We start from the raw sequence: 17870 nt of genomic DNA on the forward strand, positions 1-17870 counted from the left end.
TAAATAATTGGGAATGGTGGTAAACATTGTGAAATCCTATCTATCTTCAAGGGCTGAACAATTAAAACCTTCAGGTATTCGTCGTTTCTTGTGACTTAGCGAATAGCATGGGAGGCGTTATTTCATTTAGGAGTAGGGGAGCCAGATTTTTTTACTCCTTGGTCCATATGCCATTCTTCAATTCTGTCGCTAGAAAGCGGGTATACGTCATATACAGAAATAGAAGGACTTTTAGAGCTTCGTAAGGAAATATCTAGTTATATGGAAAGGCGTTTTCATGTTTGCAATTCTCCCAGGTCAGAAATTATTGTAACCATTGGAGGTAGTCAAGCTTTGGATAGTTCTTTGAGAACTATTTTAAATCCAGGGGATGAGGTAATGATTTTAGAACCAAGTTATGTAGCTTATATTGCGTTGGTTTCATTGGCTGGAGGGATTCCAGTGCCAATCGTTACTTCTTTTCAGAATCAGTTTAAACTTACACCAGAAAAAATAAAGCAATCTATTACTCCGAGAACAAAAGCAATTATTCTTTGTTTTCCGAACAATCCTACAGGAAGTTTGCTAAATAAACAGAAATTGGAAGCAATAGCCGATATTATCATTGAGCACGATTTATTAGTTATTACAGATGGAATTTATGCAGAATTGACGTATGAAGAAGGCACCTTCTGCTCAATAGCTTCTTTAAAGGGAATAAGAGACCGGACGATTCTTGTATCAGGTTTTTCAAAAGGCTTTGCCATGACAGGGTGGAGATTAGGTTTTATATGTGCCACTGATTCCTTTACGCAACAGATAGTAAAGTTCGAACATAGTAAAGAATTGTTCGAGTGGATTCAAGCGGGAGCGCATGTTTACGTTTGTGGAGACGAAAAAAACATGGCACATGATGTTCAAAAAACACTTGTTGATATTATTCATCAAGAGGGCAGCTTAAGCAAAGAAAAGTCGGAAGAATATCTAGCTAATATGCAACAACAAATACGATATCAACGCGATGTATATTAATATAAAAGGAAGGAGTTTTTAATTTGTTAAAGACAATAAAGCACCGGATGGTCCCTTAAGTGATGTTGAGCGTATTAAAAAGGAAAGTAATTATTTAAGAGGTACCATAATCAACAAGAAAAATTGCAACCAAGTATTGAGAACTGAAAACACCATTCAAATCCCCCTCGATTTAATGACTTTTCTCTAATTATTTCTATGTATGTAAAAAAAATCCTCCTATTGAAGTGCAATAATTATAGGTTTGGCCTTTTTAAGGTAAGTTATTTATTTGACATTTATATTGGTTATGGAAAAGAAATCAAGATTGAGTATGGATTCAAATTCGTCTTGAATTTGTATTCATTTATTTAAAGAATCAATTTTCATTACAAATCCAATACGGGAAGTAAAAAATCCGTCTACCAAGGGAGTGGTGGACCGAAGGCGCGGATATTAGTTTGGAAATGATTCTTTAAGCAATCAGCCAGTTCCTGTTTCATTCGTTAAAAATGTTAATCCATAACAAAGAAGCATGAGTAAATAGATTCCAGATACCAGGCCAATCCAATGAAGGCTGATCCAGATAAATCCGCCGGCCCAGCCAATGATACTGGAACCCAGATAATAGAATAATAAATAAAGGGAGGAAGCGGTGGCCTTCCGATTCGCTGGAGCTGCCACTCCTACCCATCCACTTGCAGTCGTGTGCCCGGCGAAAAAACCAAAAGCAAACACGGCGATTCCCAGGATTTTCATCCACAAATTCGAAATAAGAGTCAGCGATGCGCCAACTACAAAAATTAGACAAGCCAGTCCCATCAATTTTTTACGTGAATGATGGTCAGCCAATTTTCCAAACATGGTCGAACTCCACATGCCGTCCAAGTTCACAATAAATAAAAACCCAAGAGCGGTTTGGCTTAAATGGTAGGGTGCTTTGGTTAACGGATAACCAATATAGTTAAACAACATGATATACGAACCCATAACCAAAAACCCCATTGTGTAAATGGGAAACAGCCGTTTACTGCCAAGGACCGCAGCTAATGCTGTCAGATACTTAGTGAAAGGCGTTTTTTCCGTTTTGAAATTCTGCGAACTTGGTAAATAAAACCAAAAATATAAACTGCATAGAAAACAAGCGAAGCCCAAGACAGAAAAGGCGATTTGCCATGAAAATAAATCAGTCAATGGACCAATCGCTACACGCCCGACAAATCCGCCCACAGCTGTTCCCGCAACATACGCTCCCATCGTACCGCCAATGCTTAACGGAGAAATTTCTTCATTTAAATAAGCAATTGCAATGGCGGGAAAACCTGATACACTAATCCCTTCCAACAGTCGAATAAATAGAAAAAACCCAAAGCTGTAACTGAAAGCTGAAATAATCGAAAGGACTGATGTTACAAACAAAGAAATGGCCATGATTCGCTTCCGGCCGATTCGCCTTGATAAAAATGGAATGAACAATAAGCTTGCTGCAAGGGCAAGTGTAGGCAGCGAAATGGATGCACTTGCGGTTGCAGGAGATACTCCGTATTGCTTCGAAAAAACATTAATTAACGGCTGCGGTGCATACAAAACGGCAAAGGTAACAATGCTACCAAGCAGCATAGATATTAACACGCGCTGGTAAGCTTTATCTTTTTTCTCTATATACTCCATATTTCTCAGTTCCCTTCTTAAGCCCATTAGTACTTTAGAACATAACTGAGAAAAAGTCAAAGTACCAAACGGTTTGGCATCCATACTATATTGATTCAGGGTGTTCTGTAAGTTGTATATTTCTAAATGCATAAATTCACATCTTTTTACATCTGCCATGCCGTTTTTGGACTTATCTGACTTACCCCCTCTTTGATTCAACTGCTACTTTTTTAACACCCGGTTTAACAAACAGCATGGCAATCATCCCATAACAGCAACAATAGCTGCTCCAACGAACATCGCAGAATATCCCTGATAAGCAACAACTAAATATCCAGTTAATGTAGGAGAAACAACTGTTGCAATATTCGTGATAATGTGGGTGATGCCACCATATGTGCCTGCACAGAAGGGGCTCAGTATCAACAGCAACCGTCCAATAAACAGTAATTGGTAAAAGGTTGAAGGCATTACCTACTGCATGTAAAAGTAGCAGCTATTCGAAAAGAACTATTAAAGAATTTGATTAAAGAAAAGCCACCAGAAAAATCCTATGATCGGCAATCGACTATATCGCTTTATTGGAAATTTAATTAAAAGCTAACTGAAGAAGGACGACAAGATCTTAATTATGCATTAACGAGATTTCCTGATACTCAAGAAATATATGCATTTGTACAATATTTTCGTGAATGTATAAACAATTATGACTCCTTGGGTATTCAGAAGCTAATTTCATCCATAAAAAAGGATACCATTCCTGAAATCAAAAGTTTCCTATATTATTTACAAAAAGAACTGCAAGCAATCCTTTATCGATTCATTACAAATACAGCAATGGTGTGATAGAAGGGCAAATTAATAGATTAAAGACAATAAAAAGAATGCTCTACGGCCGTGCAAGTTTCCCACTATTGAAGAAATGAGTATTATATCGCTGGTAAAAAATTATTTTAGAAAAATAGTATCGACTTCAAAAAAACACTTCTACTTATTCACCAGATTTGCGTAAGAACCATTTTTTAAATGCCAAATACACTTTAAATCGGCCAAGTAATGGATTTCATTCATTGCTGATAACATTTCTTTTGCAAATTAATAGGACTCCATTTATAAGTTAGTTAAAGAATATGAAAAGGGTGCACTTTGTAAGACACATTTCAGAAAGACAGTTGTTTTAAAGAATTCGTATAATATAATTTCTACGAATTATAAATAAATATGGTTTAAATGGAAAATTTTATATTACAACTATTACCAACTGATAACTTTGAACGCTTTGTTCTAAATTTGTTTAAGTTACATTAAAGAAGGCAAGCCAATTACAGGCTTGCCTTTATCTATATAATGTTGCGGACGTTCGTTTTCACGCAGCGTATCGCTATACACGGATTTCGAAAACGGAGTATTTAAGCCCGCAGACCTGCACCTGACGAACGTGAACGGCATGCTGGACCAAGTTCTGGCTTGGAGCGGAGCATTAAAGACGCTTCGTTCTTAATTGCCTGGGGCTGTACATGATCGGCAGCCTCATGATGGGATTCATAGAGCATCATTAAAGGGCGCTATTCTGCATAATGAATAGGAATAAGGGTATTTTATTAATGGTAAGATACCTCTTACTAAAGTTCTGGAATAAGGTCGAGGAAAAGTTGACAATAAGTTCGTTATTGTTTAAAGTTATATTGAATTCGAGATATATTATATAAAGATATATCGATTCAAGATTATGAAATGGAGGAATCCTTGTTATGACAATTGAGTTGAAAACAGATTTTTACACTGCACTTAAAGAAAGACGTTCAATTTACGGCATTAATAAAGATGTACAAGTATCGGATGAAAGAATTAAAGAAATTGTAGAATTTGCTGTGAAACATACGCCTTCAGCTTTCAATTCTCAAACGGCACGTCTTGTTGTATTGTCAGGCGAAGCACATAATAAATTATGGGACCTTACAACTGAAGCATTAAGAAAAGTGGTTGGGGATGGAGACTTTTCAGCAACTCAACAAAAAATGGATTCCTTTAAAGCAGGATATGGTACCGTATTATTCTTTGAAGATGAAGCTGTTGTTAAATCACTTCAAGAACAATTTGCTCTTTATGCTGATAACTTCCCAATTTGGTCAAATCAAGCATCAGGTATGCACCAATTAGTTGTATGGACAGCATTAGAAGCAGAGGGACTAGGAGCAACTTTGCAACACTATAATCCGCTAATTGATGATGAAGTGAAAAAAGAATGGAATATCCCTAATAATTGGAAACTGATTGCGCAAATGCCATTTGGTAATCCAACAGTTCCAGCAGGTGAAAAAGAATTCCAATCACTTGAAGATCGTGTGAAATTTTACAAGTAATCTAACGCTTATAAAGATCTACTAAACCAGTTTCCATTAGCGGAACTGGTTTTTTTTACAATAGGTTTTAAAAGTAGGGCAATGGTATAAATTTATCCGAAACAACAGTTAAATACATAGATTTACTTCTAGAAAAAAGTGAATACATTCGAACTGAGCTAAGCTCGAAAGTTTTTGCTATTTTTGCTATTAAGAAAGGAAAAAATTGCAGTGGGTTTGACAGGATTGGTAAGAATTTAGCTGGGAAAGATTTAAGAACGACTGATTTACGAGGATCTTATTTAATTGTTGCTGATTTAAGAAATATAGATCTAAGAGGTGTTGATTTTATTAGAACAGATTTACATGTTGCAAATATAAGTGGAGCAAATCTTTCTACAAGTATGTTTTTAACCCAAATGCAAATTAATTCAGTTAAAAGTAACGATAAAACTATATTACCTTCGCATATACTGATTATGTTCATTGGGTTAATAACAGCAGAATTCACGGAACACTTGGATATTTAAGCCCGATTGAATATAAAAAATGACATCTTAAAAAAGTTGTCTAGTTTAGTGTTGACATACCAAAGACGACGGTTTCTTTATGGAGAAATCAGATGGCTTTCACTTAAACTAACAGTCGACTTTTGTCTACATTCAACTTCGGTTATTTACTAGCCATTACAGCCTTAAGGCTGTACTTTTTCTTCAGTAAATAAGGACTTTTTTTGAATCTGATTAAAAGCATACTGAAAGACTTTGGGCGGCAGCACTACGGACTGATCAGAAAGGAAAAAAGATCCCTTTCTGTCATTCCGTACAGACGTTGAAGTTGTAAGATGGATGGGTGATTCAAAAGAGCTAGTAACCTTACTTAAAGGTCAGCCCAATTTGGGCCGACTTTTTTATTATTCCTTAGAATCGTTCATTTCGACCTGGATAGTAAAAGTAAAAAGCTAACGGATACTCTTAGAACTTTTTCGTTTATGTCTAAATCGCTTTTTTATGTCTTAATTTCAAATTTCTTCAAAGTAATAAGCATTTGCGATTTTTAAATGTCGTTGGCAATGCAAAAAAAAATAGAGCATATAAGCTCCCGTTGAGTATCAGCCCCACCTACGCTGAATACCGTGATGGCCACCTTTGCCATCCGACCCAATTACATTATAAATGAAAACGCTTACAAATTCAAAGAATATGCATTGATCTTTGAGGGTATATGCATTCCCCCAATCGAAGTGGATGACGTACTTTTGGAGCAAGTTTTAGTTAATGTATTAAGCAATGCTATTAAGTATTCACCCGATAGAAGCGATATTGTGCTTTCTGCCAAGAAAAACAAAAATGTGATTGAAATTGCCATTAAAGATGAAGGGGTAGGAATTCCCCCGCATGAATTAGGGCTCATATTTAGTAAATTTTACCGTGGGGAATCTACAAGAAATATACCTGGCACCGGGCTTGGCCTAGCTATCTGTAAAGGGATTATTGAAGCACATGGGGGTACCATTCGAGCAACAGAAAACAGTCCAAAAGGAACGATTATCACGGTTTATCTTCCCTTGTTTGATCCACCCTTATTGCGAAATGAAAATCTACAAGAAGAAGGTGTTGAAACATCATGACGACGTCTGGAGCAAAAATACTGGTTATCGATGATGAACCTCAGATTCAAAAGTTATTACGTGTTACGCTGCAGGCACAGGGGTTTGAAATTGTCGCGGCATCATCGGGGGAAGAAGGTATTCTTAAAACGACAATGGTTCGCCCGGATCTTATAGTATTAGATTTAGGATTACCTGATATCCCAGGTATGGAAGTTCTTCACCGCATTCGCGAATGGACTCAAATACCGTTTATTGTTCTAACGGCAAAGGACCGGGAAGAAGATAAGATTACTGCACTAGATAGTGGAGCGGATGATTATGTGACGAAACCGTTTGGAATGGGTGAACTCGTTGCTCGGATTCGGGTTGCATTAAGACATAATGCCAAATCACAGGATGAACCTATCTTGGATTTTGGAAGGCTTGTCATTGATTTGTCTGGGCGAACTGTTGAATTAGATGGCAAGAAAATTAAACTGACCCCAACGGAATATGAACTTTTGAAAATACTTGCGACCAACGCTGGACGAGTCATGACTCATAAACAATTACTTCAAAAGGTTTGGGGTGGCCATCAATATGATACGGATAGTCATTATTTGCGAGTATACATCGGGCATTTGCGAAAAAAGATTGAAACTGATTCCGCTAGGCCGAACTTTATCATTACAGAACCAGGAATTGGTTATCGATTTATGACCAATACTTAATTTTTGACTTAACTTAATTCGTATGTTGAGTTGATTCAGTGTGTAAATTAAAGTAGGAAAGGGAAAGAGGGCAAGCAAAATAGGTAGCAATTTTTACAAAACTATATAATGAATAGAGAGAATCGGATATACTAAAACTGGTGGATTTGACGTCAGTACAAGTGATTTAATTAGACAAATACTAGTGAAGTGCTTTAAAAAAAATTTATTTTATGTAGATTTGGCGGGGGTTCTCCTGATTTTATATATATCTATTAATTTGCAATTAGAGAGCACAGTCTTCAAAACTGCTTGAGACCTAACTGTCAGGTCTGGCGGGTTCGATTCCCACGAAGTCCCCCAATCCAGCTATATCAAGGGTTCTAAGCTTGAAGAGCATGGGGGCAATTGTATTCTTTGAAAGAAATCCTCGTGTTCAACCATGAGGATTTCTTTATAATCACAATCAACATGTATCATATAAGTCGCTTTTTAAGCGTAAAACATGACTCATTGTTTTTATTAATAACCAGTAGAGTCTGCTTTACCAGTGAATAAGGCAACACTTGAGCTTGAACCAATTCTTGTTGCTCCCGCCTCTACCATGGCTTTCAAATCGTTAAGATCACGAACGCCGCCGGAGGCTTTTACTCCGATGTCTGGGCCTACTGCTTTTCTCATTATTGCAACATCCTCGACTGTTGCCCCGTACAAAGAAAATCCAGTTGATGTTTTGACAAAATCAGCTCCCGCTTTTACCGCTAATTCACATGCGCGAACTTTTTCTTCTTTTGTTAATAAGCACGCCTCTATTATTACCTTAACTAATGCTTTTCCTTTTGCAGCATCTATAACCACACGAATATCTTGCTCTACCATTTCATCATTTTTATCTTTCAATGCCCCGATATTGATTACTGTATCGACTTCCGTAGCGCCATTCTCAATTGCATTTTTTGCCTCAAACGCTTTTGTTTCAGGGGTATTGGCCCCTAATGGAAACCCAATCACTGTACAAACCTTTACATCTGTTTCTTTTAAAATTTCTGCTGCCATTTGTACCCAAGTTGGGTTTACACATACAGAAGCGAAACCATATTGCTTTGCTTCTTCACATAACTTTACAATCTCTTCTTTTTTTGTGTCCGCCTTTAATAATGTATGATCAATTAAATTTGCATATTTCAAATGAAACAGCCCCTTTCAAAATAAATAGGAATAATAGTCGTCAGACGACCAACAACGATATTCGGTACGATTATAACAAGAAAATCACTTAAGTAAACATTTATTTTATATTTCGATAAATCGTCACATTTCATACAATTCACTTCCATTTTCATTTTCACCAGATTCTATCTAGGTTTTATTGGCGTGTGGAATTCATTAAAATAAGTGGATGGTTAAAATATTATAAAATTGGATGGTTATTTTTCTGAAATGCTCTATAGTATAGGAGGGAAAGATACTATCTTTCCCTTTCCACTTATGTTGCCGAAAATTTAGTACACATCTTGTAGGAGGCTTTCAGCTTTAATTTTTAAGCTATGTTAAAGCTAATTGTTGATTTTTGCACCCTGTTGATTGGAGCGGAAGACGCGAGACTTCTGCGGGAGTACGGGACAGTGGAGACCCCACAGGCGCCTAAGAGCCGAGGAGGCTCCCCGAACCGCCAGCGTCTGTAGCGGAAATCAACAGGCAAGTTTAACAGAGCCAATTTTTAAAGGCGAAAGTTATTAAATACGCGATGAAAACCTTAAAAATTTCCAGCCCACCCCGGTCCTAGATTTTTTTAATAGTGTCCATTATTCGAGTAAAAGTTCATCCTCACAAGGGACTGAACAATAATACCATTACAAACAAAATGAAATTACTTTTATACCTATTGACGAATAACCAGAAAGGTAATTTTTTTATGAATGTCAGTTAGACTAAAAAAAACAAAGAGAAAAATAATAAATGATATAAAAAAAGGAGGTAGTAAATGGACTGGAAACCAGATCGAAAAGCTAAAAAAGCTATTTTTAAACAACTGGCTGAATATATCGAAAATGGAATTGCAGATGGTACTTTTCCCCCAGATAAACCATTGCCTTCTGAGAGAACATTAGCAAAGGATCTCAATATTAATAGAAGTACAGTAGTTGCTGCATATGATGAATTGGAGTCAAATGGGCTAATTCAAAGAAACAGAGGAAGTGGCACGACTATTAGTAAAGATATCTGGGGAATAACCAAGAAGCGTATTCCTTCCTGGAACAGGTATATTGAAGCAGGATCCTTTTTACCTAACTTGCCTGTAACCCAGAGGATTAGAAGAGAAGCCGTAGAACACAAGTTAATTAATCTAGCTAGCGGAGAACTGTCAGAAGATTTATTTCCATTAAATTCTTTAAGGGGGATTACATCTTCTCGGTCGTTTATTGGCAGCTTGGGATATGATCATCCGCAAGGTAACGCAATTTTGCGAGATACGATTGCAAAGCATGTTAAGCAATATAGAAAAATTGAATCCAATCCTTCATCCATCTTAATTACATCTGGTGCACAACAAGCATTACACTTAGTGGTTCAATGTCTATTGAAACAAGGTGATGCCGTGGCATTGGAAGATCCCTCTTACAACTTTAATCTTCCAATATTTAAATCAGCAGGACTGAGACCTTATTATATTCCTGTAAACCATGATGGTATCAACCCAGATGACATACTTTCTTTACATAAAAAGCATCGAATTCGTATGATATTCTTGAATCCATCTTTTCAAAATCCAACGGGTGCTTTACTTAGTGAAAAGAAAAGGAAAGCGATTCTTGAAATATCTTCAGAACATGGTATCCCCGTCGTTGAAGATGACCCTTATAGTTTAACATCCTTTACAGGGGAAAAGGTCTCTACTTTAAAATCAATGGATGTCAATGGAAATGTTTTATATATAAGCTCTTTATCAAAGATCGTTGCTTCAGGATTAAGGATTGGTTGGATAATTGGCCCCACCTCTGTTATTGAAAGACTCTCAGATGCGAAACAGCAAATCGATTTTGGTCATGCAAGTTTTACACAGTGGATCGCAAATGATTTCTTAGAATCCCAAAATTTTCATTCTCATATTGAAAATTTAAACAAACAATTAGAAAAAAGAAGAGACCAAATTATTAGAAGTCTTGAATTTCATTTAAAAGATGAAGTTGATTATTCCACCCCTATGGGCGGCATTCATATTTGGTGCAGGATAAAAAAAGAGGTGAATGAAACGCAATTATTGGAGGAATCCATCAAAAAGGGAGTCATTTATGTGCCGGGCTATACGATGGGGTCTCAAAAAGGTTTTGTTCGTTTTACATTTGCAAGGGAAAATGAAGAATTAATTGATGAAGGAATTAAAAGGTTTGCGGAAGCACTTGCGTCTACTAATAATTGAAGTTAGAAGGGATCATGTTATTGACGTGATCCTTTTTTTGATAAACAACAAATGGATGGTAAAAAAAGTAGCTTATTGGATGGTCATAAAAATTTAAAATCCGATAATATGGAGAAGTGGATTCTTATATGTCTACTTATGTAGATGTTTTTTGAAGTTTTTTATGTAAATGTGTGAATTGATTCACAATTATCACGTTTGAGGGAAAGGTTGTGTTTCAAAATGTCTAATGTAACCGAAACATTGGATGGGTGGTACTGCCTAAACGATTTTCGCAAGATTGACTGGAAAAGCTGGAAATCTTTAAATGCCGACAAACGTCAAGAGATGGTTAACGAATTAATTGAATTGTGGAATGAATGGAATGGTATTCAAGAACGAGGAAAGGGTAGTCAGGCTTTCTATCAAATATTAGGACATAAAGCTGATATTATGTTTATGTTTCTACGTCCCACCCTTGATGAACTAACTCAAATAGAACTAGCATTTAATAAAACTAAATTCGCTGAGTATACGGTCCAAACGACATCGTATGTTTCAGTAGTCGAACTCAGCAATTATCTTCCAAAAGGGGAAGACCATATGCTAAACCAGAAATAAGAAAACGTCTGTATCCAAAAATTCCCAATGCGAAATATTTTTGTTTCTACCCGATGAATAAGCTACGCAGCGGAAGTGATAATTGGTACATGTTAACAACAGAAGAACGCAAGAAAATGATGCGAAGCCATAGCTTAATAGGCCGGCAATATGCCGGTAAGGTAAAGCAAATCATTTTAGGATCAGTGGGATTAGACGATTATGAATGGGGCGTAGCATTATTTGGGGAGGATCCGATTCAATTTAAAAAACTAATTTACGAAATGCGATTCGATGAAGTTAGTGCCCGATTTGGAGAGTTTGGTTCTTTTTATGTAGGAAGGTACCTGTCTAAAGAACTCTTTAGTCATCTACTACAACTATGATTTTACAAAATATAAGATGAGAAAGGGTGTGTTACACATTGGTAAACCAATTTGAAACACCATTATTTACAGCCCTAAAAAAACATGCAGAAAAAAATCCGATCCAATTTCACATTCCCGGTCATAAAAAAGGGAACGGAATGGATCCTGAATTTAGAGAATTTATCGGTGAAAATGCACTTTCAATCGATTTAATCAATATAGCGCCATTAGATGACCTGCATCTCCCTAAAGGAATTATTAAACAGTCACAGGAGTTAGCTGCTGAAGCATTTGGTGCTGATTATACCTTCTTCTCTGTACAGGGAACAAGTGGAGCCATTATGGCTATGATTATGTCAGTTTGTGTACCAGGTGATAAGATTTTAGTTCCGCGAAATGTTCACAAATCAATCATGAGTGCGATTGTTTTTTCTGGAGCCGTTCCGATTTTTATTCATCCAGAAGTGGATGCACACTTTGGTATTTCTCATGGTATTACACCCGATTCGATTGAGAGAGCATTAGTTTTACATCCGGATACAAAAGCTGTGCTTGTCATCAATCCTACGTATTATGGTGTATCGGGGGATTTAAGAAAAATTGTGAAGATTGCCCATTCAAGGAACATACCAGTACTTGTAGATGAAGCACACGGAGCACATATTCATTTTCATCAGGAACTACCTTTATCCGCAATGGAGGCCGGGGCTGATTTGGCTGCAACAAGTGTGCATAAATTAGGAGGATCCCTTACACAAAGTTCTATTTTAAACCTACGAAGTAACCTAGTATCCTCTAAACGCGTCCAATCTGTATTTAGTATGCTTACAACAACCTCTACTTCTTATTTATTATTAGCTTCTTTAGATGTTGCCAGAAAATCTTTAGCTACGGAAGGACAAGCACTGCTGGAAGACACGATTAGAAAAGCAGAGGAAACACGTTCAAAGATTAATGAAATAGACCATCTATACTGTATGGGTCGGGAAGTCCTGGAATCTAGAGCAGCCGTGGCGATGGATCCTACCAAACTGTTAATTTCAGTAAAAGAGCTTGGAATTACCGGTTATGAAGTTGAAAAGTGGCTTCGAAACAAATTTAATATTGAAGTTGAATTATCTGATCTTTACAACATCCTCTGTATCGTGTCGCCAGGAGACTCTGAAGAAGATTTGATGACTCTTGTACAGGCTTTATCGCAACTTTCACTAGAATATAAGAATCAAACAGATACAAATGTAGACAGTTCAGTCTTGTTACCTGAGATTCCATTGTTAGCTTTAACACCGCGCGATGCTTTTTACGAGGATACGGAAGTAATTCCATTCGAACAATCTGCTGGCAGGATTATTGCGGAATTTGTCATGGTATATCCTCCTGGAATACCAATCTTTATACCAGGAGAAATAATAACAGAAGATAATATAATCTATACAAGAAAAAATATCGAAGCTGGACTTCCTGTTCAAGGTGCAGAAGATGATGAACTAAATACTATACGTGTGATTAAAGAACATTCAATAATTAAATAAATATGAGATATTCTGCTTTTATTATATGTGAATTAAATCACATTCTATCAACATTTTATTTGTAACTATCTAAATGAGAGAAAGGGGAAGAAGAATGAAATCAAAATCGGCTTTATTAATACTTTTTTCACTATTATCACAGTGCTTACACGATGCGAGCCTTTATTGGTCTTTGATCCTAAAGGGCCTCAAGCCCAAAGGCAAGTCAATGATATTATGCTATCAATAGGTATCATGTCTGTTATTGTGTTGGTTGTTTTTGCTGTTTTGATTTATATGTTAGTCAAGTATCGTGCTTCAATACAAAGTCCGGACTACGAACCGCCTCACATTGAAGGAAAAAACTGGGTCGAGGCAATCTGTGTAGGTATTCCTGTCATTATTGTTGCTTACTTATCATTTGTATCTGTCCAAAGTAATTATATTGTGGAAGCAAAACCAAAAGCATATCAAGATAAAGAACCTTTAGTTATATATGCATCATCATCAGACTGGAAATAGCATTTTAGTTACCCAGAAGAGGATATCGAAACAGTTAACTATTTATATATTCCGACTGATCGTCCTATTGAATTCCAACTCTATTCATTTGGACCGATTACAAGCTTCTGGATTCCGCAACTTGGCGGACAAAAGTATGCAATGTCGAATATGATTACTACATTAAACTTAGCAGCTGATGAACCAGGTGAAATGATAGGACGTAACACTAGTTTCAGCACTAAGGGATTTGCTGAAAACACGTTTAATGTTACAGCAGTGTCTCAGAATGTTATACTACCGGCCCATTTTGTTGCGTTTAAAATTTTCAAACGTATTTTCATCTTATACCACCTTTAAAAGAATGCAGGATTGAAAAAATAAATGAACTGGTTAATTTCACAAGAAGAAATTTTTTGTGTTCAGTTATTTTCATCGGTCCGGATGGATCGCTTATAGGAAAACATCGTAAATTAAAACCCACCGCAGCGGAACGAATCGTTTGGGGTGAGGGCGATGGAAGTACACTCCCTGTATTTGATACTCCGTATGGTAAGATTGGTGCATTGATTTGTTGGGAAAATTATATGCCTTTAGCAAGGACCGCCATGTTTGCTCAGGGTGTTCAGCTATATATTGCACCAACTGCCGATGCTAGGGAGTCATGGCAGTCAACCATTCGCCATATCGCAATAGAAGGAAGATGCTTTGTTCTTTCTTGCAATCAATACGTTACGAAGGATATGTATCCTGTAGATTTAGCTTGATATAATGATTTAAAGTCTGCTTCCGAAGTGATGTGTAATGGAGGAAGTGCCATTGTTGGACCTTTAGGCGGATACGTTACTGAACCTGTTTGGGGAAAAGAGATATCATCATTGCTGACCTTGATATAAAACAAATCACATACAGCCAATTTGATTGTGATCCAGTTGGTCATTATTCAAGACCGGATGTTTTTAAATTGTTAGTTAACACAGAAAAACAAGAGAGCACAATTTGGCAGAAATAACATCATATATCTATTTTAAGTTATAAAGCCGTTTTCTTTTTAATAGGAAATCGGCTTATTTACTTATTTGAAAAAGGAGATAAATTTATGAAGAAAATAGTTAGGATTTTTACAGTATCTTTTCTCTTTATTTTGCTACTAACAAGCTGCCGCGAAGGGATAAAAGATCCTCTGAATTGGAAATTAGATAATTTTTCAGCTAAAACGGAAGAAGGAAACGATATAAATTTATCAGATTTAAAAGGGAATTGTATCATTTAGTGTAGACCCAACAGTAGACACACCAGAAAAATTAAAACAATATGTAATGAAATTTAATGGAGATCTAACGCATTGGTATCTATTAACTGGATATTCACAAGAATTTATCGAGGAGTATGCCTTGAAAAATTTTAAAACAATTGTAAAAAAACCAGATAATGAAAACCAAGTGATTCATGGTACTTCCTTCTTTTTAGTAGATCGTATTTAGGAGTGGCAATGTGAACAAAAAAATAGAGAATGTTGTTTTAAATCAAATAATTAATCAACATCTTAAACCATATATTAAACAAATTGATGAGAAGGCTTATTATCCGAAAGAATTTTTGAATGCAGTGGGTAAAGCTGGATTTTTTAGTTCAAACTTTTTACAGAAGGAAGATGTCCGCTGTAGAGAGATATATATAATAGAAGAAACTGCAAAGTATTGCATGACGTCAGCTTTTACATTATGGTTTCATTTGGCTGCTTTGGCTTCTTTCAGGTTGAGCAACAATCCATTTATCAATAACCAGCTATTACCATTATTTGAATCAGGAGACATCCTAGCTGGAACTGGATTATCAAACGCAATAAAGTATTATGCCGGGCTGGATAGGATCCGGCTTAAAGCTAAAAGATCAGATGGGGGATATATGATAAGTGGTAGCTTACCTAACGTGTCTAATTTGGACTATGATCACTGGTTTGTTATCCTTGCATCTCTAAATGAAAACCAAAGAATCATTTGTTCGCTTCCAGTCAATGTAGAAGGATTAATTTTAGAAAGTAAAACAAATTATATAGGATTAAATGGTAGTGCAACATACGCCTGTTTTCTTAGTAAATTTAAGCCCAACAATAATGCAATTAGAAGCACTCTGTTAGCTTTCCAACCATATTTTTAATAATACTCATTAAATAGAAAGAGGGTCTTAATATGGTAAAAGGGTTAATGGGAAACGTATAGTTATAGATGCATCGCGTAATACAGAAGTAATTTTAGCGATATAATTTTAATGGGAATTGGGTCTGGTATGTATGTTTCTCCTGATATTGGTGAAGGGCCACGAGATGGATTTTCAATTGCTTTAGCAAACCAGAAGTGATGTGAATGGAAGGATAAAGTCTTCTTTAGATGAAAATATTTCAAGGGTATATCATAAAGGCTATCCACTAAAACAAGAATCGCTATAGCTTTCAGTGAACTAGGCAAGGGAAAAAGAAAAGAAAAAAGAAAAAATAGCATAAATGAAGTTACACCCGACAAAGACTATCATCATAATCTTTTGAAGGGGTTTTTGAACATGATTAAATGGGAAAAATTAAACGAAATAATTGAAAGAATACCAACAATGTCTGATGAAGAATTAATTGCATGGAGTGAAGATTGTTCCATAGAGTTGGAAAGAAGGAAAATGGTCAAAAAGCAAAAACTCATGAAAGCGAAAAAGGAACACAGAATTAAACGAATAAAATAAGAAGGTGCTGTTTTATGACATCTGTTTATCAAACTGGAACCACATTTCGCTTACAATGTACCTTTGAACAAGGTGAATGGCTGCGATTCAATCCCGACAGTCAACAAACTAAATTTTATCCCAAACAGTTTTTTCTTTATGTCATTTTAAACGGAACCATGTGAGACCGTGGAGACAAAACTGGAATGTGTCCAAGACCTTCAAAATTCTAATATTTGGAGGTTTTTTTGTTACGATAAAAGTTGTTTGAAACATGGTAGCGTTTCTTCAACTAAAAAGATTAGAGACGTTTACCCTTAAGGAACAAACACCTTATAACAAGGAATGGGAGGAGACAAAAGAAAATCTTCAAGTCCTGGTTGTGGAAGGGGCAAAAATTGCTACTAGCATAGATACAGGTGTACCATACCACATTACTTAAAGCTAACGGGGGCGTTAGTGAAATAAAGATATTAAAATAGCCTGTTTCAATAATTACTTGGTAATTACATTTTACATTCTTCAATTAAGAAAACAGACTTTGAATTAAAAAATGGAAAGGCACTCTCTTGACAGAGCATCTTTGATTAAATATAATATTTCTAGAAATACTGAAATAAGAATTGCTGAAAGGGGTTTTTAGTGGTGAATGATGAAATTGCAGTAAAGGTCTATAAGGCACTAGGTGAATCGACTCGTTTACAAATCGTAAAATTACTTGCAGGGCAATCAGAGTTAGCTTGCCTGGAAATGGCACATCAATTAAAAGTTCCTGCCAATTCAACATTGACGCATCATTTAAAACCATTACTCGATTGCGGATTATTAGTAGTTCGCAGAGAGGGAACCTTCAGATATAACAGTTTACAACGAGAAGTCCTTGCACAATACGCTCCCGCTTTACTTTAATGTTAAAGCGGAATAATTTTAATTTTAATTTTAATTTTAATTTTAATTTTAATTTTAATTTTAATTTTAATTTTAATTTTAATTTTAATTTTAATTTTAATTTTAATTTCAGTATTTATAGAAATACAGAATAATCAAAATGAACGGGGGAAAATTTATGGTTCAAATTAGCAAAGAAACAAATTCTTGGGGAAATTTAAAAAATGGTATAGAAAGTAAATTGTTTGAACCGATAAAAATTGGAGCTTGGAATTTACGCTCTCGTATCGCAATGGCACCGTTAACAAGATCCTTTGCAGATGATCAAACAGGCGTAGTAGGAGAGGATATTGTTGAATATTACCGAAAACGTGCTGCTGATGGAGTTGGTTTAATCATTTCAGAAGGAACGGTCATTAGTCCTCGTGGAAAAGGCTATCCTGGAATTCCAGGCATTTATTCAGACGAACAAATTATGGGATGGAAAAAAGTAACGGATGCTGTGCATAAAGAGGGAGGAACAATGATCGCTCAAATATGGCATGTTGGTCGTTTATCTCATCACGAGCTTGCTGGAAATCTGCCTCCTCAAGCACCATCGGCT

The 17870-nt window shown here is 36.1% G+C and carries 16 protein-coding genes and 7 pseudogenes; 20 read left to right on the forward strand and 3 right to left on the reverse strand.

Annotated features, from left to right (window positions below):
• Nucleotides 1–13: 13 nt before the first annotated feature.
• A pseudogene (locus KW850_RS30945) lies at nucleotides 14–807 on the forward strand (aminotransferase class I/II-fold pyridoxal phosphate-dependent enzyme); the annotation flags it as partial.
• Nucleotides 808–1048: 241 nt separating this feature from the next.
• Nucleotides 1049–1120, forward strand: a pseudogene (locus KW850_RS34430) (hypothetical protein); the annotation flags it as partial.
• 353 nt (nucleotides 1121–1473) lie between these two features.
• Here the strand turns inward: KW850_RS34430 and KW850_RS30950 are convergent.
• Nucleotides 1474–2862: an MFS transporter gene (locus KW850_RS30950; protein WP_256358558.1), complete on the reverse strand. Its 1389-nt coding sequence runs from the start codon at nucleotides 2860–2862 to the stop codon at nucleotides 1474–1476.
• A 42-nt stretch (nucleotides 2863–2904) separates the two neighbouring features.
• On the reverse strand, nucleotides 2905–3069 hold the full coding sequence (locus KW850_RS30955; protein WP_218351489.1) for a hypothetical protein: 165 nt from the start codon (nucleotides 3067–3069) through the stop codon (nucleotides 2905–2907).
• A gap of 917 nt (nucleotides 3070–3986) precedes the next feature.
• On the opposite strand from KW850_RS30955, the pseudogene KW850_RS33710 reads away from it, so the two are divergent.
• The 6 genes and pseudogenes from KW850_RS33710 to KW850_RS30980 form a co-directional block, all read left to right on the forward strand.
• Nucleotides 3987–4144, forward strand: a pseudogene (locus KW850_RS33710) (NADPH-dependent oxidoreductase); the annotation flags it as partial.
• Nucleotides 4145–4406: 262 nt separating this feature from the next.
• Nucleotides 4407–5006 carry a nitroreductase family protein gene (locus KW850_RS30965; RefSeq protein ID WP_218351501.1) on the forward strand — a complete coding sequence of 200 codons (600 nt, stop codon included), beginning with the start codon at nucleotides 4407–4409 and terminating at the stop codon, nucleotides 5004–5006.
• Nucleotides 5007–5230: 224 nt separating this feature from the next.
• Nucleotides 5231–5329 (forward strand): annotated as a pseudogene (locus KW850_RS34435) (pentapeptide repeat-containing protein); the annotation flags it as partial.
• A 113-nt stretch (nucleotides 5330–5442) separates the two neighbouring features.
• Nucleotides 5443–5538 (forward strand): IS3 family transposase, encoded by a 96-nt coding sequence (locus KW850_RS34440; RefSeq protein ID WP_374226403.1) that lies wholly within the window; start codon nucleotides 5443–5445, stop codon nucleotides 5536–5538.
• Between the two features lie 705 nt (nucleotides 5539–6243).
• Nucleotides 6244–6615, forward strand: coding sequence for a sensor histidine kinase (locus KW850_RS30975; protein ID WP_218351491.1), 372 nt, complete (start codon nucleotides 6244–6246; stop codon nucleotides 6613–6615).
• A complete protein-coding gene (locus tag KW850_RS30980; RefSeq protein ID WP_218351492.1) occupies nucleotides 6612–7307 on the forward strand; it encodes a response regulator in 696 nt (231 codons plus the stop codon). Before KW850_RS30975 ends, KW850_RS30980 begins: the two co-directional genes overlap by 4 nt.
• 501 nt (nucleotides 7308–7808) lie before the next feature.
• On the opposite strand, the gene deoC is transcribed toward KW850_RS30980, so the two are convergent.
• On the reverse strand, nucleotides 7809–8474 hold the full coding sequence (gene deoC / locus KW850_RS30985) for a deoxyribose-phosphate aldolase (RefSeq protein WP_218351493.1): 666 nt from the start codon (nucleotides 8472–8474) through the stop codon (nucleotides 7809–7811).
• Between the two features lie 796 nt (nucleotides 8475–9270).
• Here deoC and pdxR point away from each other — a divergent pair.
• The 12 genes and pseudogenes from pdxR to KW850_RS31040 all read left to right on the forward strand — a co-directional run.
• On the forward strand, nucleotides 9271–10707 hold the full coding sequence (gene pdxR, locus KW850_RS30990) for a MocR-like pyridoxine biosynthesis transcription factor PdxR (RefSeq protein WP_218351494.1): 1437 nt from the start codon (nucleotides 9271–9273) through the stop codon (nucleotides 10705–10707).
• 222 nt (nucleotides 10708–10929) lie between these two features.
• Nucleotides 10930–11672 (forward strand): annotated as a pseudogene (gene hemQ / locus KW850_RS30995) (hydrogen peroxide-dependent heme synthase).
• Nucleotides 11673–11710: 38 nt separating this feature from the next.
• The gene (locus tag KW850_RS31000) at nucleotides 11711–13186 is read left to right on the forward strand and encodes an aminotransferase class I/II-fold pyridoxal phosphate-dependent enzyme (protein ID WP_218351495.1); all 1476 of its coding nucleotides are present in this window, start codon (nucleotides 11711–11713) and stop codon (nucleotides 13184–13186) included.
• A 94-nt stretch (nucleotides 13187–13280) separates the two neighbouring features.
• Nucleotides 13281–13954 (forward strand): annotated as a pseudogene (locus KW850_RS31005) (cytochrome c oxidase subunit II transmembrane domain-containing protein); the annotation flags it as partial.
• A 125-nt stretch (nucleotides 13955–14079) separates the two neighbouring features.
• Nucleotides 14080–14678, forward strand: a pseudogene (locus KW850_RS31010) (nitrilase-related carbon-nitrogen hydrolase); the annotation flags it as partial.
• Between the two features lie 87 nt (nucleotides 14679–14765).
• Nucleotides 14766–14939 (forward strand): hypothetical protein, encoded by a 174-nt coding sequence (locus KW850_RS31015; protein WP_218351496.1) that lies wholly within the window; start codon nucleotides 14766–14768, stop codon nucleotides 14937–14939.
• A gap of 46 nt (nucleotides 14940–14985) precedes the next feature.
• Nucleotides 14986–15150, forward strand: a complete 165-nt coding sequence (locus KW850_RS33720; protein ID WP_256358559.1) for a thioredoxin domain-containing protein — start codon at nucleotides 14986–14988, stop codon at nucleotides 15148–15150.
• A gap of 10 nt (nucleotides 15151–15160) precedes the next feature.
• On the forward strand, nucleotides 15161–15826 hold the full coding sequence (locus tag KW850_RS31020; RefSeq protein ID WP_256358560.1) for an acyl-CoA dehydrogenase family protein: 666 nt from the start codon (nucleotides 15161–15163) through the stop codon (nucleotides 15824–15826).
• A gap of 399 nt (nucleotides 15827–16225) precedes the next feature.
• Nucleotides 16226–16399 (forward strand): hypothetical protein, encoded by a 174-nt coding sequence (locus tag KW850_RS31025; protein WP_218351497.1) that lies wholly within the window; start codon nucleotides 16226–16228, stop codon nucleotides 16397–16399.
• A 253-nt stretch (nucleotides 16400–16652) separates the two neighbouring features.
• Nucleotides 16653–16820 carry a hypothetical protein gene (locus KW850_RS31030; protein WP_218351498.1) on the forward strand — a complete coding sequence of 56 codons (168 nt, stop codon included), beginning with the start codon at nucleotides 16653–16655 and terminating at the stop codon, nucleotides 16818–16820.
• A gap of 203 nt (nucleotides 16821–17023) precedes the next feature.
• Nucleotides 17024–17287, forward strand: coding sequence for an ArsR/SmtB family transcription factor (locus KW850_RS31035; protein WP_218351499.1), 264 nt, complete (start codon nucleotides 17024–17026; stop codon nucleotides 17285–17287).
• Nucleotides 17288–17444: 157 nt separating this feature from the next.
• The coding region (locus tag KW850_RS31040; protein ID WP_483862195.1) for an oxidoreductase at nucleotides 17445–17870 on the forward strand (426 nt) is incomplete at its 3' end.

Source organism: Bacillus sp. sid0103, from assembly GCF_019219025.1.

What these genes read in the sequence shown, in the direction of transcription:
- KW850_RS30980 (WP_218351492.1), top strand. Translation starts at nt 6,612, where the DNA reads ATGACGACGTCTGGAGCAAAAATACTGGTTATCGATGATGAACCTCAG.
- pdxR (WP_218351494.1), top strand. Translation starts at nt 9,271, where the DNA reads ATGGACTGGAAACCAGATCGAAAAGCTAAAAAAGCTATTTTTAAACAA.
- KW850_RS31015 (WP_218351496.1), top strand. Translation starts at nt 14,766, where the DNA reads ATGAAGAAAATAGTTAGGATTTTTACAGTATCTTTTCTCTTTATTTTG.
- KW850_RS33720 (WP_256358559.1), top strand. Translation starts at nt 14,986, where the DNA reads ATGAAATTTAATGGAGATCTAACGCATTGGTATCTATTAACTGGATAT.
- KW850_RS31025 (WP_218351497.1), top strand. Translation starts at nt 16,226, where the DNA reads ATGATTAAATGGGAAAAATTAAACGAAATAATTGAAAGAATACCAACA.
- KW850_RS31030 (WP_218351498.1), top strand. Translation starts at nt 16,653, where the DNA reads ATGGTAGCGTTTCTTCAACTAAAAAGATTAGAGACGTTTACCCTTAAG.